At 28.5% G+C, this 20,063-nt stretch carries 20 protein-coding genes; 12 read left to right on the forward strand and 8 right to left on the reverse strand.

The window, feature by feature from the left end; genetic code table 11:
• Nucleotides 1-28: 28 nt before the first annotated feature.
• The 3 genes from CHB63_RS07895 to serS all read left to right on the forward strand — a co-directional run bounded on the left by CHB63_RS07895 (nucleotide 29) and on the right by serS (nucleotide 2,954).
• Nucleotides 29-958: a bifunctional riboflavin kinase/FAD synthetase gene (locus CHB63_RS07895; protein ID WP_089377910.1), complete on the forward strand. Its 930-nt coding sequence runs from the start codon at nucleotides 29-31 to the stop codon at nucleotides 956-958.
• 137 nt (nucleotides 959-1,095) lie between these two features.
• A complete protein-coding gene (locus tag CHB63_RS07900; protein ID WP_089377911.1) occupies nucleotides 1,096-1,617 on the forward strand; it encodes a hypothetical protein in 522 nt (173 codons plus the stop codon).
• Between the two features lie 62 nt (nucleotides 1,618-1,679).
• Nucleotides 1,680-2,954: a serine--tRNA ligase gene (gene serS, locus CHB63_RS07905; protein WP_089377912.1), complete on the forward strand. Its 1,275-nt coding sequence runs from the start codon at nucleotides 1,680-1,682 to the stop codon at nucleotides 2,952-2,954.
• Here serS and CHB63_RS17145 read toward each other — a convergent pair.
• Nucleotides 2,947-3,087, reverse strand: a complete 141-nt coding sequence (locus tag CHB63_RS17145) for a hypothetical protein (protein ID WP_176420300.1) — start codon at nucleotides 3,085-3,087, stop codon at nucleotides 2,947-2,949. The two genes, serS and CHB63_RS17145, sit on opposite strands and share 8 nt — an antisense overlap.
• A 137-nt stretch (nucleotides 3,088-3,224) precedes the next feature.
• On the opposite strand from CHB63_RS17145, the gene CHB63_RS07910 reads away from it, so the two are divergent.
• From CHB63_RS07910 to mgtE, 4 genes are read left to right on the forward strand one after another with little or no spacing between them, the layout of a single operon-like run.
• Nucleotides 3,225-5,000 (forward strand): tetratricopeptide repeat protein, encoded by a 1,776-nt coding sequence (locus tag CHB63_RS07910; protein WP_089377913.1) that lies wholly within the window; start codon nucleotides 3,225-3,227, stop codon nucleotides 4,998-5,000.
• A gap of 7 nt (nucleotides 5,001-5,007) precedes the next feature.
• Nucleotides 5,008-5,340, forward strand: a complete 333-nt coding sequence (locus tag CHB63_RS07915) for a DUF4286 family protein (RefSeq protein ID WP_089377914.1) — start codon at nucleotides 5,008-5,010, stop codon at nucleotides 5,338-5,340.
• Nucleotides 5,341-5,344: 4 nt separating this feature from the next.
• On the forward strand, nucleotides 5,345-6,121 hold the full coding sequence (rsmA, locus tag CHB63_RS07920; protein WP_089377915.1) for a 16S rRNA (adenine(1518)-N(6)/adenine(1519)-N(6))-dimethyltransferase RsmA: 777 nt from the start codon (nucleotides 5,345-5,347) through the stop codon (nucleotides 6,119-6,121).
• Complete coding sequence (gene mgtE / locus CHB63_RS07925; RefSeq protein WP_089377916.1) at nucleotides 6,111-7,466, forward strand: magnesium transporter; 1,356 nt, start codon at nucleotides 6,111-6,113, stop codon at nucleotides 7,464-7,466. Before rsmA ends, mgtE begins: the two co-directional genes overlap by 11 nt.
• Here the strand turns inward: mgtE and CHB63_RS07930 are convergent.
• Nucleotides 7,463-7,993, reverse strand: a complete 531-nt coding sequence (locus tag CHB63_RS07930) for an RNA methyltransferase (protein WP_089377917.1) — start codon at nucleotides 7,991-7,993, stop codon at nucleotides 7,463-7,465. The genes mgtE and CHB63_RS07930 overlap by 4 nt on opposite strands.
• Before the next feature lie 63 nt (nucleotides 7,994-8,056).
• On the opposite strand from CHB63_RS07930, the gene mutS reads away from it, so the two are divergent.
• From mutS to CHB63_RS07950, 4 genes are read left to right on the forward strand one after another with little or no spacing between them, the layout of a single operon-like run.
• Nucleotides 8,057-10,666, forward strand: coding sequence for a DNA mismatch repair protein MutS (gene mutS / locus CHB63_RS07935; RefSeq protein WP_089377918.1), 2,610 nt, complete (start codon nucleotides 8,057-8,059; stop codon nucleotides 10,664-10,666).
• On the forward strand, nucleotides 10,663-11,118 hold the full coding sequence (locus tag CHB63_RS07940) for an RNA methyltransferase (protein ID WP_089377919.1): 456 nt from the start codon (nucleotides 10,663-10,665) through the stop codon (nucleotides 11,116-11,118). The genes mutS and CHB63_RS07940 overlap by 4 nt, the downstream gene beginning before the upstream one ends.
• A gap of 38 nt (nucleotides 11,119-11,156) precedes the next feature.
• Nucleotides 11,157-11,474, forward strand: coding sequence for a Sec-independent protein translocase subunit TatA/TatB (locus CHB63_RS07945; RefSeq protein WP_089377920.1), 318 nt, complete (start codon nucleotides 11,157-11,159; stop codon nucleotides 11,472-11,474).
• Nucleotides 11,475-11,476: 2 nt separating this feature from the next.
• Nucleotides 11,477-12,046 carry a phosphatase PAP2 family protein gene (locus CHB63_RS07950; RefSeq protein ID WP_089377921.1) on the forward strand — a complete coding sequence of 190 codons (570 nt, stop codon included), beginning with the start codon at nucleotides 11,477-11,479 and terminating at the stop codon, nucleotides 12,044-12,046.
• Here the strand turns inward: CHB63_RS07950 and CHB63_RS07955 are convergent.
• The 6 genes from CHB63_RS07955 to CHB63_RS07980 all read right to left on the reverse strand — a co-directional run bounded on the left by CHB63_RS07955 (nucleotide 12,039) and on the right by CHB63_RS07980 (nucleotide 19,034).
• Complete coding sequence (locus CHB63_RS07955; protein ID WP_089377922.1) at nucleotides 12,039-12,680, reverse strand: O-methyltransferase; 642 nt, start codon at nucleotides 12,678-12,680, stop codon at nucleotides 12,039-12,041. The two genes, CHB63_RS07950 and CHB63_RS07955, sit on opposite strands and share 8 nt — an antisense overlap.
• 20 nt (nucleotides 12,681-12,700) lie before the next feature.
• A complete protein-coding gene (locus tag CHB63_RS07960; protein WP_089377923.1) occupies nucleotides 12,701-12,949 on the reverse strand; it encodes a hypothetical protein in 249 nt (82 codons plus the stop codon).
• Between the two features lie 11 nt (nucleotides 12,950-12,960).
• On the reverse strand, nucleotides 12,961-13,527 hold the full coding sequence (locus CHB63_RS07965; protein WP_089377924.1) for a sigma-70 family RNA polymerase sigma factor: 567 nt from the start codon (nucleotides 13,525-13,527) through the stop codon (nucleotides 12,961-12,963).
• Nucleotides 13,528-13,602: 75 nt separating this feature from the next.
• Nucleotides 13,603-14,061 (reverse strand): nuclear transport factor 2 family protein, encoded by a 459-nt coding sequence (locus CHB63_RS07970; RefSeq protein ID WP_089377925.1) that lies wholly within the window; start codon nucleotides 14,059-14,061, stop codon nucleotides 13,603-13,605.
• Between the two features lie 10 nt (nucleotides 14,062-14,071).
• Complete coding sequence (locus CHB63_RS07975; protein ID WP_089377926.1) at nucleotides 14,072-18,136, reverse strand: PAS domain S-box protein; 4,065 nt, start codon at nucleotides 18,134-18,136, stop codon at nucleotides 14,072-14,074.
• A 115-nt stretch (nucleotides 18,137-18,251) separates the two neighbouring features.
• A complete protein-coding gene (locus tag CHB63_RS07980) occupies nucleotides 18,252-19,034 on the reverse strand; it encodes a sensor histidine kinase (protein WP_089377927.1) in 783 nt (260 codons plus the stop codon).
• A 207-nt stretch (nucleotides 19,035-19,241) separates the two neighbouring features.
• On the opposite strand from CHB63_RS07980, the gene panB reads away from it, so the two are divergent.
• A complete protein-coding gene (gene panB, locus CHB63_RS07985) occupies nucleotides 19,242-20,060 on the forward strand; it encodes a 3-methyl-2-oxobutanoate hydroxymethyltransferase (RefSeq protein WP_089377928.1) in 819 nt (272 codons plus the stop codon).
• The last annotated feature ends 3 nt before the right edge of the window (nucleotides 20,061-20,063 follow it).

Consider the following 20,063-nt stretch of genomic DNA (forward strand, 5'->3'; position numbering starts at 1 on the left):
TTTATTGTAACCAATTCTGTTTTCAATTTTGAAAATTTTCACCAATTTAGATAATTATAAATCAACTAATAAAACTTTTGTTACCATTGGCACCTTTGACGGAGTTCATATTGGGCATCAAAAGGTTATTAAAAAACTAATAAATAGTGCTAAAAAGAATAAAAAATCTTCGGTTTTACTAACTTTTTTTCCACATCCTAGAATGGTTTTACAGAAAGATTTAGATATTAAATTAATTAATACAATTGAAGAGCGAACTAAATTACTCGATAAATTAGGATTGGATATATTGGTAATTCACCCATTTTCTAAAGAGTTCGCAAAACTTTCAGCGCTGGATTTTGTTAGAAATATTTTAGTAAATATCTTAAATATTTCCAAATTAGTTATTGGTTATGATCATCATTTTGGAAAAAACAGAGAAGGAAATTTTGAGCAGTTACAAGATTACGGCAGAACTTACAATTTTAAAGTCAAAAAAATTTCTCAGCAAGATATCAGTAACATAGCAGTGAGTTCTACCAAAATTAGAAAGGCTGTTGAAAATGGTGAAATAACTAAGGCAAATACTTATTTAGGATATAATTTTATGTTAAATGGTAAGGTTGTTAAAGGTAAAAATCTAGGTGAGAAAATTGGGTTTCCAACAGCTAATTTATTTATTAAAGAAACTTATAAATTATTACCAAAAACAGGTGCGTATGTTGTTAAATCTATAATTGATAATAAAACTGTTTTTGGAATGATGAATATTGGGTTTAGACCAACAGTTAGCGGTAAAAGTCAAACTATTGAAATTCATTTTTTTGATTTTGATGAAGATCTATATACTAAAAACATTCAAGTTGAGGTGCTTACTTTTTTGCGAGATGAAGAAAAATTTGAATCTATTTCAGAATTAAAAAATCAGTTGGGAAATGACAAACAAAAATCATTAGATTTTATAAGTGGCATTTAATTTGATAAAGAATAAATAGTTGGTTTTATTATATTTTTTCTACTATCGATTCAGTTTTTAGATAAGATTACTCCAACTCAAATATAATAAGCTTGTTTTTAACAATTTAAATACAAATAATTATAAAAATTATTAAGATGAAAAACGTTATACCTTTATTAATTTTGCTAGTTGTTTCCTGCAAACCAAGTTTTATAGTTAGTCAACAAATTAGTCAAAAAGCAATTAGTTGTCCAGAAAATGAGAATTGCTCTTTTGAATTAATTCCTAATAAATCCATCGAGTTTGCAAGTGATAATTTTGGTATTTTATATCCTGTTATTTCTGATGGTGAAAAAACCTTATTGAAATATACGTATAAGAAAAACCCAATTGAAAACACCCAAGACAGTAATTATACAGAGATTATTTACGCAGAACTAGATAAAGAATTTTCCGAATTAAATCTCACCAATAAAGATCTTCAAAAGGTAAAACTTTATTTTGGAAGATTATGCTATTGTAAAGGTCAAACGGGTTATTACCCGGTTAAAAAAGGAGAATTTAGAATTACGAAATCCGGAAAAAACACCGTAAATTTTAATCTTAATTTTAATTTAGAAGTTGTGCCTCAAATAATTTCAATTATAAATGAAACTATTTCTTTAAAATCAAATTAAACTAATTCGTTTCTTTTGATAGCAATTTATTAAATTTGGCGTTCAATTAAAGGAGAAGAACTATGTTACAAGTTGGATTTATTCGAGAAAACAGAGAAACTGTTTTAAACGGTTTGGCAAAGAGAAATTTAAAAAACGCGGAAGAGTTAGTTGATAATACAATTTCAGCTGATGAGGAGAGACGAGCAATTCAAACAGAATTAGATATTGTTTTAGCTGAATCTAATAAATTATCAAAAGATATTGGACAATTATTTAAATCTGGAGAGCGTCAAAAAGCTGAAATACTAAAGAAAAAAACAGTGCTTTTGAAAGAAAAATCAAAAGATTTAACTGAAAGTCTTCAAAATAAAGCAAACGAATTACAAGAATTATTATACCTGATTCCTAATATTCCAAATGAAATTGTTCCTGCGGGTTCTTCAGAAGAAGATAATTTAACTGTTTTTGAAGAAGGTGTTATACCAGTTTTGCATGAAGGAGCATTACCTCATTGGGAGTTAGCTAAAAAATACGATATTATAGATTTTGAACTTGGTAATAAAATTGCGGGTGCAGGATTCCCGGTATATAAAGGTAAAGGAGCAAAACTTCAAAGAGCTTTAATTAATTATTTTTTAGATAAAAATACAGATGCAGGTTATAATGAGGTGCAAGTGCCACATTTAGTAAATGAAGCTTCTGGGATAGCAACTGGACAATTGCCAGATAAAGAAGGTCAAATGTATCACGATGCGCAGGATAATTTATTTTTAATTCCAACAGCTGAAGTTCCTGTAACAAATATTTATAGAGATGTTATTTTAAAGGAAACTGAATTTCCAATTTGCAATACAGCTTATACTCCTTGTTTTAGACGTGAGGCAGGTTCTTACGGAGCGCATGTGCGTGGTTTAAATAGGTTACACCAATTTGATAAAGTTGAAATAGTTAGAATAGAACACCCTTCTAATTCTTATACAGCATTAGATGGAATGGTAAATCATGTGAAGGGAATTTTACAAGAATTAAAAATGCCTTATCGTATTTTACGTTTGTGTGGTGGGGATATTGGGTTTACTTCTGCTTTAACGTATGATTTTGAACTATTTTCAACAGCACAAGATCGTTGGTTAGAAATTAGCTCAGTTTCTAACTTTGAAACATTCCAGGCAAATCGCTTAAAACTTCGTTTTAAAAACAGTGAAGGAAAAAGCGAATTGGCTCATACGCTTAATGGTAGTTCATTGGCCTTACCACGGGTATTGGCAGGATTATTAGAGAATTGCCAAACACCTGAAGGAATAAAAATCCCTGAAGTGTTGGTGCCGTATTGTGGATTTGAACTAATTAATTAGCGCTAACTGTTATCATTTTTTTGTAATGATTCATTTCAATTAAGGCATCAAAATATTTATTGATTTGTCCTTTTCTCATGAATTTTAACGCTTTCTTTTTTGCAGTTTCGTATTGTTTGATTAATTCTTTCATTTGGGTAATATTTAGTTGTTTTATATAGTTAAGACAATTTCTGTGCCAAAATGTTACAATGCATATTTTAAAATTGAAACTATTTATAAAAACTTTAACACTTGATTGGTTATCTTTGGTAGAATTTAAAACACAATATGCGTAAAATTTTAATCATAATTATTAGTTGTTTTTCCTTGCAATTATATGCACAGGATGCTGCGATAGCATTTCTGTATTTTAGAAATGGGGAATACGAAAAAGCCGCTTCTACGTATAAAATTTTACATGAGAAAAACCCAATTAACAGCAATTATTTAAGGTTATTAATTGAGAGCTATCAACAGTTAGAAAAATTTGAAGAAGTAAAAAACACATTAGATAAACAATTATTAGAGTTCCCTAATCAATATTATTTATTTGTAGAATTAGGTTATAATTATCAATTGCAACATCAGCAAGATGCGGCAACCTTATTATATGAAAAGGCAATAAGTACTATTGAAAAATCAAAAAATCAGGGTTATTTAATTGGAAAAACATTTCAAAATAATCACCTTCTCGAGTATGCATTAAAAGCTTATAAAAAAGCTATGGAAGTAAATCCAAATGCAAATTATAATTTTCAAATTGCAACTATTTACGGAGAAAAGGGAGAACTGGAAAATATGTTTAATACCTATTTAGATATGGTTGAAGCTGAAGTTAAATATTTACCTTCAGCCAAGAGTTATATTGGTCGATATTTAATTGATGATAGTGAAAATGAAGGAAATGTTCTATTAAAGAAAGCCTTGATTAAACGAATGCAAAATAACCCTCAAAATAGTTGGAATCAATTATTAAGTTGGTTGTTTATGCAGCAAAAAGATTATGATAAAGCATTGGTTCAGGAAAAAGCATTGCATAAAAGAAATCAAGGGGAATTAAAAGGTATTATTGAAATTGGTGAAATTGCTTTTAATGATAAAGCATTTGATGTTTCACAAAATTGCTTTAATTATGTATTAGAAAATACCAATAATTTAGAAACAGAATTAACGGCAAAATTATATTTACTTCAAATTGATATTGAATCTAATAGTGAAATAAATAAAATTGAAACTCAATTTCAAGAATTATTTAACACCTATGGGAAAAATAAGAATACTATTGGAATACAACTTATTTATGCTGAATTTTTAACGTTTAAAAAAAATGAACCAGATAAAGCTATTTCTATATTAAAAGAAGCATTAAAATTGCCGATTAATGAATTTCAAAAAGGACATATTAAAACGAAATTAGCGGATGTACTGGTTTACACAAGTAAATTTAGTAGTGCTTTAATTTATTATACACAAGTTCAAAACGATTTAAAGAGTCATTCAATTGGACAAACGGCACGATTTAAAATAGCACAAACTTCTTATTTTAAGGGAGATTTTGACTGGGCACAATCACAATTAAAAGTACTTAAAAATTCAACTTCACAATTAATTGCAAATGATGCCTTAGATTTAAATTTATTGATAACAGATAACGGAATAAAGGATAGTTTGAAAATTGCATTAAAAAAATATGCAATTGCAGATTTACTTTCATTTCAAAATAAAAATCAACAAGCAATAGATACCTTGCAAGGTATATTAGCAAATTTTAAAGGACAGCCAGTAGAGGATGAGGCATTATTTAAACAAGCCAAATTATTTGAAAAAATAAATCAATTTGAAAAAGCAGCATCTAATTATTTACAAATTATTGAAATTAATAAAGAGGATATTTTAGTTGATGATGCACATTATTATCTTGCTGAATTATATTTGAATAATTTAAATAAAATTGAAAAGGCAAAAGAATATTATCAAAAAATTATATTTGAATATCCATCTAGTATTTATTTAGTTGATGCTCGAAAAAAGTATAGAAAATTAAGAGGAGACGAACTTAATTAAAATTAAAATGTATATCTATAACGTAACAACAAATGTAGACGAATCCATCCACCTAGAGTGGCTAAAATGGATGAAAGAAAAACATATACCAGAAATGCTTTCTACAGGTAAATTTAGTAATGCAAAAATGAGTCAGGTGATGATTGAAGAAGAAATGGGTGGTGTTACTTATTCGGTTCAATACACCACAGATAGTGTGGAAACATTAGAAGCATATTATAATGAAGATGCACAAAAATTAGGGGATGAGGCAATGAGTCTATTTAAAAATAGAATAGTAGCTTTTGGAACTGAGTTAAAAGTAATAAGTGAACAATTTAGTATGAGTGTAAAAAACTAAATTTATGAGTGTAAGAGCAAAAAAACACCTTGGACAACATTTTTTAAAAGATGAATTAATTGCGCAGCAAATAGCTGATAGTTTAACAGAAAAAGGCTATAAAAATGTGCTGGAAATTGGTCCTGGAATGGGTGTGTTAACAAAATATTTACTTAAAAAACCGCTCACAACACATGTTATAGAAATTGATAAAGAATCGGTTGAATATTTACAAGCTCATTACTTAAATTTAGCAAATAGAATTATTTCAAAGGATTTTTTAAAAATTAATTTATCAGATTATTTTGGAGATGAGCAAGTAGCTATCATTGGTAATTTTCCTTATAATATTTCTACTCAAATAGTGTTTAAAACGCTCGAAAACCGTCATCAAATTCCTGAATTTTCTGGGATGTTTCAAAAGGAAGTAGCGAAACGAATCGCTGAAAAAGAAGGGAGTAAGGTGTACGGAATTTTATCAGTTCTTACGCAGGCGTTTTATGATGTTGAATATTTATTTACGGTTCCGCCAACAGTTTTTGATCCGCCACCAAAAGTAGATTCTGGTGTTATTAGATTTATCAGAAAAGAAAATTACACATTACCTGTTGATGAAAAATTATTTTATAAAGTTGTAAAAACAGGGTTTCAACAACGTAGAAAAACACTTCGTAACAGTTTAAAAATACTGAATTTGTCAGATAGTTTAAGAGAAGATAGTATCTTTGACAAACGACCAGAGCAATTATCGGTTCAAGAATTCATTAGTCTTACTTCTAAAATTGAAAAAGATGTCGTTTGAAATTACAAAACAATACATAGAGGATATTCAACATTTAATTGCGGACAATAATAATAAAGGACTTCATACTTTATTAGAAGAAGTGCATTATGCAGATGTTGCTGAAATAATTGAAGAATTAGATACAGAAGAGGCTCTGTACTTAATAAAATTATTAGATAGTGATATTACCTCTGATGTAATTGCTGAATTAGATGAAGATATTCGTGAAAAAGTATTAAAAGGACTTTCATCAAAAGAAATTGCTGAAGAATTAAATGAATTAGATACCGATGATGCCGCAGATATTATTTCTGAACTTTCAGAAGAGCAAAAAAAGGAAGTAATTTCTCATATTGAGGATGAAGAACATGCTAAAGAAATTGTTGAACTTTTACGTTATGATGAAGACACTGCGGGTGGTTTAATGGCAAAAGAGTTAGTAAAAGTAAACGAAAATTGGAATGTGCTTACCTGCGTTAAAGAAATGCGTGCACAAGCGGAAGAAGTTACCAGAGTGCATTCAATATATGTGGTTGATGATCGTGATATTTTAAAAGGGCGCTTATCTTTAAAAGATTTATTAACAACCTCTACAAGATCACCAATTAAAGAAGTTTTTATTAAAAAAGTAGATTCTGTTAATGTAAACGAAAAAGCCGAAGATGTTGCAAGAATAATGCAAAAGTATGATTTAGAAGCAATTCCAGTTATTGATGAATTAGGTAGACTTGTTGGGAGAATTACTATTGATGATATAGTTGATGTAATTAAAGAAGAAGCTGAGAAAGATTATCAAATGGCAGCAGGTATTTCGCAAGATGTAGAAGCTGATGATAGTATATGGGAACTTACGAAAGCACGTTTACCTTGGTTAGTTTTAGGGTTGTTTGGAGGACTTGGAAGTGTATTTATTATGGAAGGTTATGAAGAATTTATGGCCAATCCAGAATTTAAACGCTTATTCTTTTTTACTCCTTTAATTGCAGCAATGGCTGGTAATGTTGGTGTACAATCATCGGCAATTGTTGTTCAAGGATTGGCAAATGACATTATTAAAGGAAGTTTATTTAGCCGTCTTGTAAAAGAAGTTAGTTTAAGTTTAATTAGCGGAATTGTTTTAGGTATTCTAATAATGATTTTTGGCTTAATTACTAATATGGATCCATTATTTAGCTTTACTGTAGCCATTTCAATGTTAAGCGTTATCATTGTCGCATCATTAATAGGAACTTTTGTCCCTATTATTTTAGATAAACGTGGTATTGATCCTGCAATTGCAACTGGACCTTTTATAACAACTAGTAATGATATTTTTGGAATTTTCTTATTCTTTTATATCGCAAAAATTATGTTGAATTATTAATACTTGAACTTTTTAAACAAATCCCAAAGTACTACACCACAACTTACCGAAATATTTAAAGAATGTTTGGTTCCAAATTGAGGAATTTCAATACAATAATCTGAAGCTGAGACAACTTCTTGTTGAACTCCTTTTACTTCATTACCCATTACAATTGCATATTTTTGCTTTGGGTTAATGTTAAAATCTTGTAACATTGTACTGTTTTCAGCTTGTTCAATGGAAGCCACAAGTACATTTTCTGTTTTTAATTTTTGAACTAAAGTTAATGTGTCTTCAACATATTCCCAATCTACAGATTCAGTTGCTCCCAATGCCGTTTTATGAATTTCTTTATGAGGTGGTTGAGCTGTAATTCCACAGAGGTAAACTTTTTCAATTAAAAAAGCATCACTTGTTCTAAACACAGATCCAATATTGTTTAAACTTCTTATATTATCTAATACAACAATTAATGGAATTTTACCCGTTTTTTTGAAATCTTCAACATTTAATCTTCCAAGCTCGCTATTTTTTAATTTTCTCATAAATTCGTTTATCTTTAAAACGGAATAATTAACTTCGCAAAACTAACTTAATTTCCTAAAAAATTGGCAGCAAAAACCAAGAAAGTCACTCCGTTAATGAAACAATACAATGCAATTAAGGTGAAGTATCCCGATGCAATGTTACTTTTTAGAGTGGGTGATTTTTATGAAACTTTTGGAGAAGACGCAAAAAAGGCTTCAAAAGTTTTAGGAATTATATTAACCAAAAGAGGTGCTGGAAGTGAAACCGAAACCGCATTGGCAGGTTTTCCACATCATTCTTTAAATACGTACTTGCCAAAGCTGGTAAAAGCAGGAATGCGTGTTGCTATTTGTGATCAGTTAGAAGATCCAAAAATGACAAAAACCATTGTAAAACGAGGTGTTACAGAATTGGTAACCCCAGGAGTTGCATTGAATGATGAGGTTTTACAATCAAAAATCAATAATTTTTTAGCCGCTGTTCACTTTGGAAAAAAGCATTTTGGAATTTCGTTTTTAGACGTTTCAACAGGTGAATTTTTAACTGCCCAAGGCGATGCTGAATATATAGATAAACTACTTCAAAATTTTAAACCAAGCGAGGTATTGGTTCAAAAACAGCATAAAACAAAGTTTTTTGAGTTGTTTGGAGATCGGTTTTATACTTTTTATTTGGAAGATTGGATTTTCCAATCGGAATATGCGTTTGAAACATTAACCAATCATTTTAAGGTAAAAACATTGAAAGGTTTTGGTGTTGAAGAACTGCAGGAAGGAATTATTTCATCAGGCGCCGTATTGTATTATTTATCTGAAACACAACATAATAAATTAGATCATATTTCAGTAATAAACCGGATTTCAGAAGATAATTATGTTTGGATGGATCGGTTTACTATTAGAAATTTAGAGTTGTATAATTCAACCTCGGTAAATGCTGTTACGCTGTTAGATGTTATTGATAAAACCATTTCTCCAATGGGAGGAAGATTATTAAAGCGTTGGTTGGCATTGCCTTTAAAAGATATCAATCGTATAAAAAAGCGTCACGATATTGTTAAATATTTAATTGATAATGATGACTTTTTTGAACTTACAACCTATCAAATAAAGCAAATTAGTGATATTGAACGCTTAGTTTCTAAAGTTGCTACTGGAAAGGTAAATCCACGAGAAGTTGTACTACTTAAAAACTCTTTAAATGCAATAATTCCAATAAAAGAAACGGCTGAAAAAAGCGACAATGAATCGTTAAAAATTATTGGTGAACAATTGCAAAATTGCAATGCACTTCGTGAAAAAATAACAAAAACTTTAAATGAGGATGCACCGGTTAATATCAACAAAGGAAATGCCATTGCAAATGATGTTTCAATAGAATTAGACGAATTAAGAGCAATTTCAACTTCAGGAAAAGATTATTTAGATGCAATGTTAGCTCGTGAAATTGAACGAACAGGAATTACTTCCTTAAAAATAGCCTTTAATAATGTTTTTGGATATTATATTGAAGTTAGAAATTCACATAAAGATAAAGTTCCTGAAGATTGGATTCGTAAACAAACCTTGGTAAATGCAGAGCGTTATATTACGGAAGAATTAAAAGAATATGAAACCAAAATATTAGGAGCAGAAGAAAAGATAAGTAAGCTTGAAAACGAGCTTTTTGCGGAACTAATTAGTTATTTATTAGATTACATCCAGCCAATACAATTAAACGCGCAATTAATTGCTCAAATTGATTGTTTGTGTGCTTTTGCTGAGGTTGCTAAACAATATAATTATGTGCGACCACAATTAGATGAAAGCACAGATTTAGAAATTAAAAACGGACGTCACCCAGTTATAGAAAAACAATTACCAATTGGTGAAGAATACATTGCTAATGATGTTGTTTTAAATAGAAACCTGCAACAAATTATTATGATAACGGGGCCTAATATGAGTGGTAAATCAGCTATTTTAAGGCAAACTGCATTAATAGTCTTGTTGGCTCAAATGGGAAGTTATGTGCCTGCTCAAAATGCCAGAATTGGAATTGTAGATAAAATATTTACGCGTGTTGGCGCAAGTGATAATATTTCTATGGGCGAATCAACTTTTATGGTAGAGATGAATGAAACTGCCAGTATTTTGAACAATATTTCAGAGCGTAGTTTGGTATTGTTAGATGAAATTGGACGAGGAACAAGTACATACGATGGAATTTCTATAGCTTGGGCTATAGCTGAATATTTACACGAACATCCATCAAAAGCAAAAACATTATTTGCAACTCATTATCACGAATTAAATGATATGACCAATACATTTGAGCGTGTAAAAAACTTTAATGTTTCTGTTAAAGAATTAAAAGACAAAGTTATTTTCTTACGCAAACTTGTGCCAGGAGGAAGCGAACATAGCTTTGGTATTTATGTTGCAAAATTAGCAGGAATGCCATCTTCGGTAATTCATAGGGCAACTAAAATGTTGAAACAATTAGAAAAAAATCATACCAATGTTGAAGTAAAAGAAACCATAAAAAATGCAGCTGAAAACGATCTGCAATTAAGCTTTTTTAAATTAGATGATCCATTGTTAGAAGATATTAAAGAAGAAATTCTTTCAACAAATATTGATACACTTACACCAATAGAAGCTTTAATGAAACTGAATGAAATAAAAAGAATGTTGGTTAAGAAAAAATGATAAACAATTTAGAGCAAGGTTTTTTTGGCATAGGAATACAAAATGGTAAAACACCTGAAAATTTGGGTGTTTTATGGAGGTCTGCCCAAAATATGGGAGCAAGTTTTATTTTTACAATTGGAAACAGGTATGCAAAACAAGCTTGTGATACTCATAAAGCTACGGGTGCAATGCCATATTTTCACTACGAAAATTTTGATGAATTTTACAAGAATTTGCCTAAAGGAGCACAATTGGTTGGTGTGGAACTAGATGAAAAATCTAAATCTTTAGAAACTTTTGTTCACCCAAGACGTTGTGTTTATTTATTAGGTGCCGAAGATCATGGCTTATCAAAAGCTGCAATTGAAAAATCACATTTTTTAGTAAAATTTAAATCTACACTTAGCTTAAATGTTTCCGTTGCAGGTAGTATTGTAATGTATGATAGGCAGTTAAAATTAACATTTTAATTAATGTAATTATATTATCTTTGATAAAAATTATTCTAATGTATCTATTTATTAGTGGAGCTGAAATATTTGTTATTTTGGTAATTGTTGTAATGCTTTTTGGCGCTGATAAACTACCTGAAATTGCTCGTGGATTAGGAAAAGGTATGCGCCAGATTAAAGATGCAACAAATGATATAAAACGAGAAATAAAAAACAGTGCAGAAAAGCATGACATCGATATTGATATAGCTAACAATGTTAAGAAGGAAATTAATAAGGTTAAGGATAATATTGGTGATTTTACAGACCCTGTAAGTAAAGTGAAAGACAATATTTTGGATGACATCACTGGGCCAATCAAAAGAAATAAATAGTTTTGGAGATTCTAAATCCACTTATTGATTACGATAAACAATTATTACTTTTTCTACATTCGCAAGGTTATATTTTTTGGGATGATTTTTGGATTTTTATAACAAACCCATTACATTGGATTCCATTATTTTTTGTGATATATTTTTTAGGATATCGAGCTTTTGGAACTAGAAAATCAATCTACATAGCAATAATTACCGCTTTAAGTGCAGCATCATCTTTAATGCTTGTGAATTTAATTAAAAATTATTTTCAAAGATTAAGACCTTTAAATGATAGTTCAATAAATAAATCTATTAGAGTTTTAGTTGAATATAATGATTTTAGTTTTGTTTCCGGGCATTCAACTGTTTCATTTACAATTGCATTTCTTTCATTTTGGATTTTGAAAAAACAGTATAAATATTCATTCTTTATTTTTCTGTTTCCTTTACTGTTTGCCTATAGTAGAATTTATTTAGCGGCTCATTTTCCCACAGATATTTTATTTGGAATGTTATTAGGGTATTTAATTGCGTTATTTTTTTATAAAATATTAAAACGCTTTATATTTAAACCTAGTTTTATTTAACTCTACTTATAGTTAACCCGTCGCGAATAGGGAGTAATACTGTTTCAATTCTAGAATCAGTATTTAATAATTTGTTGTATTCAAGTAGTGTTTTTGTATCAATATCTTTTGGGTTAAGTTTTTCAATAACTTTTCCACTCCATAAAACATTGTCTGATAAAATTACGCCTCCAGAATTCATTTTGTCAATTATTAAATTAAAATAATTAACATAATTGGATTTATCGGCATCTATAAAAACTAAATCAAACTTCTCATTTATTGTTGGAATAATATCAATAGCATTTCCAATAAATTGTTTTATTTGACTTTTATAGTCTGATTTATTAAAATATTTTTTTGCAAAATTTTCTAATTCTTCATTTTTATCAATGGTAAAAATGCTTCCTTCTTTTTGCATTCCTTCAGCTAAACATAAAGCCGAATAACCAGTGTAAGTTCCTATCTCTAAAATATTTTTTGGATTTATTAATTTCGATAGCATAGAAAGAATACGGCCTTGAAATGAACCACTAAGCATACGGGGATTTAAAACTTTTTGCCAAGTTTCTTTACTTAATTGCTGCAATAATTCTGGTTCATTTTGAGAATGTTTTACAACATATTCATCTATTGCTTCAGGTAAAAAACTCATTTTTTTATTATGAAAAGTAGTTATATTTTAGTTTTTAACTCTTTATTCATTGTCTGTTTTTCTTCATCACACAAACAATCTAAATTATTGATTTCATTTTTTTTATGTTTTTCATAACATTTTGTCATAATGCTATTTTGTTTACTATATAAACCACATTTTTTACATAAAAATAAATGAATATTTAATTTAATAATTTCCCAAAAAGAGGCCTCTTTATATTGGCTTTTATCACAAATAGAGGTTGCTTCATCGCAAGTTAATTTCATTTGTATTTTCTTTAATTATTAAACCAATTATCTTCCATACATTTTCTTAATTGTGTTCTGGCTCTGTGGATAATAACCCAAAGATTGGACGCTGTTATGTCGAGCTCCTTACATATTTCTTCAGTTTCAAATTGTTGGATAGTTTTCATTTTAAAAACTATTGCGTATTTTTCAGGTAGGCTGTCTATACACTTTTCTAATGCAGTACTTAATTCGCTATTTTCAATGTTTTTTTCAATTTCATTTCCCCATGAGTTTGGAACACGTTCTTCAATCCATTCACCTTCTCTTTCACCATCTGAATAAAAATTCATTTTAACTTCTGCTTTTCCTTTTACAGAATTAATTTTTCGATAATAATCTATAATTTTTCGTTTTAAAATAGCGATGAGCCAAGTTCTTTCACTTGCCTTACCTTGGAAGTTATCCATAGCTTTTAAACCTGCAAAAAAAGTATCTTGTACTAAATCTTTTGCTAAATCATGATTGTTAACCCTACTTATGGTATAATTAAAAAGATAATCAGCGTGTAGGTTAACCCAATTATTTGGATTTAAAATATGTTTTTTGGTAGACATTAGTTTAAAAACTTATATGCTAAAATAATTAATTATATATGAAACTTATTATTATATTAATATTATAAAAGTAGTCTAATTACAATTCTTTCTTCTAGTATCTACAATATAAATTATTTCCCAAATGTTTCCATTTTTAAAAAGTTGAAAAGAATTGACACCACAATGACTGAATTCGTTATTGAAATAAAATTTATAAGGAGTCCAAACGGATGCTAAATTTCCATCAATTTTTATATCGTATGAAAGTAACTTTTCCATCCAAATATCATTAGGGTTTTTAGATGAAATCGCAGTTAAAAATGCTTTTCTAGTCTCGTTTCTTAAAATGCCTCTACCTTCATTATTAAGAAATGCTGTTTGTAATTTAAGATTCTTATTTATTACGGAGTTTAAAAGAATTGTATCTCCTTTTTGCAGTCCTTCAAAAAAAGTATGAATACTAGTTTTAATAGCATTTTCTTCGTTTTTAATTTGTGATTTTAAAGTAGAAATGAGAAATAAGCAGATAAGAAAAATAAAAAGATCTTTCATTTACTAAATTTTAACTACAGAACTTATTAATTAAACCAAATAGTATTTTCCTGTCAATTGGTTTTGTTAAATAAGAATCAAATCCTTTTGCTAAAGCTTTTTCTTTATCAGATTCCATTGCAAATGCTGAAAGAGCTATTATTGGTAACTTTGGCTTAGACTTTTTAATTTCTATCATAGCATCATTTCCATTCATAATTGGCATTTTAATATCCATTAATATAATATCAATTTCTGAATGTTTTTGCGCTAACTCAACAGCCTCTTTACCATTTTCAGCTTCAATAACTTTATAATTTGAGTTTGAAAACAGCTCATTCATATATAGCATGTTATATTCTTCATCTTCGGCAATTAAAATTGTGATTTTGTTGCCGTTTACAGTTAATTTCGGGTCTTCTTTTTCTTCAATAACTGTTGTAATAACAGGGTTTTTAACTTTTTTATATGGTATTGTAAAATAGATTGTAGTACCATCTTCATTGGAGTTTAACCAAATTTCTCCGTTAAATAATTCAACAAATTTTTTGGATATTGCCAATCCTAATCCAGTACCTTTCTTTTGATAATTCAGCTCTAGATTCGCTTGTGTAAACCTTTCAAATATTTTATTTTGGAGATTAATATCAATACCCATTCCTGTATCTTTTACATAAAATTGTAAGTTTTCTCCAACAAGGTGATACCCATATTCAATGGTGCCTTTTTCGGTAAATTTGAAAGCATTTGAAAGTAAATTGGTAAGAATTTGATTTAATTTTGTTTTGTCAATACGTATATTACTATCTTTATCACTTAAGCCTTTAAAACACTTTAATATGATGTTGTTATCTGAGGCAATAGGGTTATAAAAAGCAATATGATTATTTAATTGCTCATTTATATTAACATTTTCATAATTAAGTTGCACAACGCCAGCTTCTATTTTAGAAATATCTAAAATATCATTTACTATTGAAAGTAATTGTTTACTGCTGTTTATAACAATATTTGCATATTTTTTTCTTTCATTATTTGATAAATCTGAATTTAAAAATAATTCAGAAAAACCTATAATACCGTTCATTGGAGTTCTAATTTCGTGACTCATATTTGCTAAAAATGCGGATTTTAATTTATCGGACTCTTGGGCTTTTATTAATGCTTTTTTTAAGTCATTTTCTGTATTTTTTCTTTGGATTGTATGGCTTATTTGATTTGCAACAAATTCTAATAATTGAACATCATTTTTACTGTATGCATTCTCATCGGTATAACTTTGTACAACAATAGCACCAAATACTTCATCTTTAATTTTTAAGGGCACACCAACCCAAATTTTGCAGGCAACTCCCAACATTGCAGGAGCCAATCCATTTGTTGACCTTGAACTAGGATTTGAGTTGCAACCAGTCATTAATGGTTTTTTTGAATGAATAACATGTCCAGTTAATGAGTTTTTTGCAGGAAAATCGGTAATATCATCTTTTTCATCAACCATAATAGGAGTGTGAATCATATCTGTCTCCTTATTATACAAAGCAATATAAAAATTAGTTGTATCTATTATTTTATGAAGTTCATTTTTTATAAATAAACCAAAATCTTCAAATTTACTATCGGTTAAAGCAGCTTTTGAAATATTGTAAAGAACAAGTTCTAATTCTTCTTTTTTTACTTTTTCAGAAATATCACAAACAACTATATGAATAGTTGATTGTTCGTCTTTATCATTTATTTTTGTAAAAGTAACTTCAGTAGGGAAAATTGTTCCATTTTTATTACGGTGATACCATCTAAACCTGTTACTTCCTTCTTCCAAAGTTACTTTAATTAACTCTAATGCTTTTGTTCTGGAATTCCTCCCGTCAGGCTGGTTCAGAGGAGAAAGTTCAAATGGATCAATTTTTAAAATAGATTCTTTATCATTAAAACCAAACATTTTAATGGCAGAATCATTACAATCAGTTATTCTTCCATTTTTTGAAATTAAGACAGCATCTATAGATTTCTCAAAAATATCTCGATATTTTTTTTCTGAGTTTTCTAAAAGTTTTTTTGAGTGAATGTTTTCAGTAATATCATTTCCTGTTGAAGCAACACCTATAACATTTCCATCACTATCTTTCAATGTAACATTATACCAATCGCATACAATTTCTCTACCACTTTTTGTTATGTTATTGTTTGTATGTCTATAACCACCTTTTTGATTTAATAAAATACTCCAAATTTCATCAATATCCGAAAGTACATTTTTTGGAATTATTAAATCTTTTCCATTTTCACCAATTGCTTCTTCAGCAGTATATTCAAATATTCTTTCAGCTGAATTATTCCAATCAATTACATTAAAATCTAAATCCCAAATAATTGATGCTAGTGGGGTGTGGTTGAATTGATCTTTTAACCGTTGGCTACTTTCAAAAAATAAATCTTCAGTATTTTTTTTAGCAGTAATATCTTCAACTATTCCTTGTATGTGAGTTACTTTGCCTTCTTCATTTATGGTACTGTCAAAATTGGTATCAATCCATTTAATTTCGCCTTTTTTTGTAACTATTCTAAATGGATCTGGTTTAAATCCTTTACTATTTTTTCTGTTACATATGTTGAAAATCTCAGCCCTAATCCTAGGTAAATCTTCAAGAAGTACTAACTCGTGAACTTTTATTTTACCACTTAAAATTTCATCGTGAGAATAACCAAATAATTTTTTTGAATTTTCAGAAGCAAATACACATGGGAAGTCCCGTTTATTTTCACATAATATTGCTACTGATGAGCTTTTATTAATAATATTATAGGCTTCTTTAATTTTATTTTCAGAAATCTTTTGATTTGTTATTTCATGAAAAAAGATTAACATTCCATCTTTTGAGGGAATTATTCTATTTTCAAACCATCTACCCCATGGTTCAAAATAGTTTTCAAAACTTATTGGCTTTCTGGTTTTTAGGGCGGTTTGATACTCATCATAAAATAAATCGCCTTCCTTTTCTGGAAACTCAATCCACAGATTATTTCCAATAAGGTCTTTGGCCTTTTTACCTAAAAAATCTGCAGCTTTTGTATTAACATACAGGTAGTTAGAGTTATAATCTAAAATAACAAATCCATCTTTTATACTTGAAAGTGTATTTGACAAAAGGTTTTTTGTTCTGTTAAGTTTTTGTTCAGCAAGCGTACTTTCTGTAATATCTTGTGCAATTCCAATAATTTTTGAAATTTTTCTATTTTCAATAATTACACTTCTCTTTTCATATACATATTTTAAATTTCCTTTTTTTGTAACAATTCGGTATTTAAATATCTGAATAGGATTTTCTAATAAAGTTGGTATACTAAAATCATTTACCATTCCTCTATCATCTTTATGTACAAAAGAGAGGTAGAAATCCTTATTTAATTTTTCTTTATTGGGCTCCATTTCAATTAGCCTATAAGCTTCATCTGTCCATTGCAATTCCTTAGTTTTAAAATTGTAAAACCAACTACCTATTTTTGCTATTTCTTGAGATTTTTTATAACTATTTTCACTATCAGCCAGCGCTTTTTGAGTATTAACTCTATCTGTTATATTTTCAACAGAAACAATTACATTTTCAAGTGTTTTTAGACTGTCATCAGCAACTTTAAATTTAACTAATACATGAATTTCTTTACCATCTAATGTTCTATTTATTGATTCAACTTCAGTTTCTTTTTGCCCTAATAAAATATCTACAAGTAATTTTGTAAATCCTTTAGTTGAATTTTCTGTAAATATATTATTTAAGTTATTTAGTAAGTATTCCTTACTTTTTGCGTTGTATAATTCTAAGGATGTTTTATTTACTTCTTTTACAGTAACTAATGAAGCTAATTGAGGTAATATTTCCGGATACTTGTTTAAGTAAGTTTTAATATCGGTGTTATTATCTTTAACAATAGAATCTATATAAACTTTAACTTTTGAAAAATCTTCAATCCAGAGGGAAATAGGTGAATGTTCAAAAAACAAAAAGTATTTTTCATTGAAAGCAATAGACTGTGCACCGATATTAGGGGTATCAGATTTATCGGGAGGCAAGTTTTTCATAGAATCTTCTGACATTTTAATTTTTTTCGAGGGGTTTAGAAAATGCTTAAATATACATAATTTTATAAAATGGAAGGATATTATTTTAAAAGTATTAATACCAGTACTTTATCTAATTGTTTTTTTAATTTTAAATTAGAGGCAATGAAATTTTTACAGTTGAGCCTTTATTAATTATACTATTAATCGAAATTTTCCCGCCATAATACTCAATTATTTTTTTTGCAATTGGCAAACCTAAACCTGTGCATTTTTGCTTGTCACTTGAATACGTATTTACAACAAAAAACTCATTAAAAACGGAAAAAATATCGGCTTCAGATATTCCAATTCCTTCATCAGAAATTGTGGTATTAACAGATTTAGAATTCTCTACAACTTCAATTGTTACTTTAGAATTCTCATTTGAATATCTTAAAGAATTACTAATAATATTTCCTAAAGCAATAGAAATTTTATCTGCATTTACATTTAAATGTATTGCGGAATTAGAAATGTTTTTAACTAAGGTGATATTCTTTTTTAATGCTAACTCGTTAAAATTATCAACAACATTGTTTATAATTTCAATATAATTAGTTTTTTCATTTTCAAAACTTGGAGATTTTAATTCATTAAATAAACCAAAATCGTTTAGTAATTTAATGGAATATGAGGCAGAATTATTTATTACACTTATATGTTTTTCTAATTTTTCTGCTGGATAATTATCAATTGAACCCAAAATAATATCGGAAAATGAATATGCAATCCCAATAGGGTTTTTTAAATTATGAATTAATTTACCTATTTGTTTATTATTAGATTGCTCAATAGATTTTAATTCATTTGATATATTCTTTAATTTTAAACTTAGCTCAACAATTTTCTCTTCTAATTCTGATATGTATTTTTGGGGGTTTTCATTCATCATTTTCTCTACAATTTCATATTTTAGGTAAAAATAAACTTAACTAAGCAATTTTCAAACTTTTATGTTGAATTTTGACTATTAAATTAGATTTGTAAAATTGATAATAAAATCAAAAAAAATGAATTATTTATAAATTCTATTTTATAATCCTACTTAATAAATCCTATTTTTCATTACTTTTACCTTTTAAAAATAAAATAAATAAGAATGTCAACTGCAAAAAAGGACTATAAAAAAATTACTACAAAATCATTAACTGAAATGAAAAATAATGGCGAGAAGATCGCCATGTTAACCGCCTATGATTATACGATGGCAAAAATTGTTGATAATGCTGGGATTGATATTATTTTAGTAGGTGATTCGGCTTCAAATGTAATGGCTGGTCATGAAACTACGCTGCCAATTACGTTGGATCAAATGATTTATCACGCTAGTTCGGTTGTTAGGGCAACAAACCGTTCACTTGTAGTAGTAGATTTACCTTTTGGAAGCTATCAGGGTAATTCTAAAAGCGCTTTAGATTCGGCAATTAGAATTATGAAAGAATCTGGAGGTCATTCTGTAAAACTTGAAGGAGGAAGTGAAATTTCCGAATCAATTTCAAGAATTTTAACTGCTGGAATTCCTGTAATGGGACATTTAGGGCTTACTCCTCAGTCTATTTATAAATTTGGAACTTTTACAGTAAGGGCCAAAGAAGAAGAAGAAGCTAAAAAGCTAATAGAAGATGCCAAATTACTAGAAGAATTAGGCTGTTTTGCGTTGGTTTTGGAAAAAATTCCTGCGAAATTGGCAAAAGAAGTTGCTGAAAGTTTGTCAATTCCTGTTATTGGAATTGGAGCTGGTAACGATGTTGATGGTCAGGTTTTAGTAACTCATGATATGCTTGGAATGACTCATGAATTTCATCCAAGATTTTTACGTAGATATTTAGATTTATATTCTGAAATGACTGGAGCATTTGAAACCTATATTACAGATGTGAAAAGTAGAGATTTCCCAAATAAAAATGAACAATATTAAAAA

Source organism: Lutibacter flavus, assembly GCF_900188355.1.
Taxonomy (GTDB): Bacteria; Bacteroidota; Bacteroidia; order Flavobacteriales; family Flavobacteriaceae; genus Lutibacter; species Lutibacter flavus.

Bases quoted from the DNA above. Each gene is read 5' to 3' on its own strand.
- CHB63_RS07910 (WP_089377913.1), top strand. From the start codon at position 3,225: ATGCGTAAAATTTTAATCATAATTATTAGTTGTTTTTCCTTGCAATTA.
- CHB63_RS17145 (WP_176420300.1), bottom strand. From the start codon at position 3,087: ATGAAAGAATTAATCAAACAATACGAAACTGCAAAAAAGAAAGCGTTA.
- rsmA (WP_089377915.1), top strand. From the start codon at position 5,345: ATGAGTGTAAGAGCAAAAAAACACCTTGGACAACATTTTTTAAAAGAT.
- CHB63_RS07960 (WP_089377923.1), bottom strand. From the start codon at position 12,949: ATGAAATTAACTTGCGATGAAGCAACCTCTATTTGTGATAAAAGCCAA.
- CHB63_RS07900 (WP_089377911.1), top strand. From the start codon at position 1,096: ATGAAAAACGTTATACCTTTATTAATTTTGCTAGTTGTTTCCTGCAAA.
- CHB63_RS07975 (WP_089377926.1), bottom strand. From the start codon at position 18,136: ATGTCAGAAGATTCTATGAAAAACTTGCCTCCCGATAAATCTGATACC.
- CHB63_RS07970 (WP_089377925.1), bottom strand. From the start codon at position 14,061: ATGAAAGATCTTTTTATTTTTCTTATCTGCTTATTTCTCATTTCTACT.
- CHB63_RS07940 (WP_089377919.1), top strand. From the start codon at position 10,663: ATGATAAACAATTTAGAGCAAGGTTTTTTTGGCATAGGAATACAAAAT.
- CHB63_RS07915 (WP_089377914.1), top strand. From the start codon at position 5,008: ATGTATATCTATAACGTAACAACAAATGTAGACGAATCCATCCACCTA.
- serS (WP_089377912.1), top strand. From the start codon at position 1,680: ATGTTACAAGTTGGATTTATTCGAGAAAACAGAGAAACTGTTTTAAAC.
- CHB63_RS07930 (WP_089377917.1), bottom strand. From the start codon at position 7,993: ATGAGAAAATTAAAAAATAGCGAGCTTGGAAGATTAAATGTTGAAGAT.
- mgtE (WP_089377916.1), top strand. From the start codon at position 6,111: ATGTCGTTTGAAATTACAAAACAATACATAGAGGATATTCAACATTTA.
- CHB63_RS07955 (WP_089377922.1), bottom strand. From the start codon at position 12,680: ATGAGTTTTTTACCTGAAGCAATAGATGAATATGTTGTAAAACATTCT.
- CHB63_RS07965 (WP_089377924.1), bottom strand. From the start codon at position 13,527: ATGTCTACCAAAAAACATATTTTAAATCCAAATAATTGGGTTAACCTA.
- CHB63_RS07945 (WP_089377920.1), top strand. From the start codon at position 11,157: ATGTATCTATTTATTAGTGGAGCTGAAATATTTGTTATTTTGGTAATT.
- panB (WP_089377928.1), top strand. From the start codon at position 19,242: ATGTCAACTGCAAAAAAGGACTATAAAAAAATTACTACAAAATCATTA.
- CHB63_RS07980 (WP_089377927.1), bottom strand. From the start codon at position 19,034: ATGATGAATGAAAACCCCCAAAAATACATATCAGAATTAGAAGAGAAA.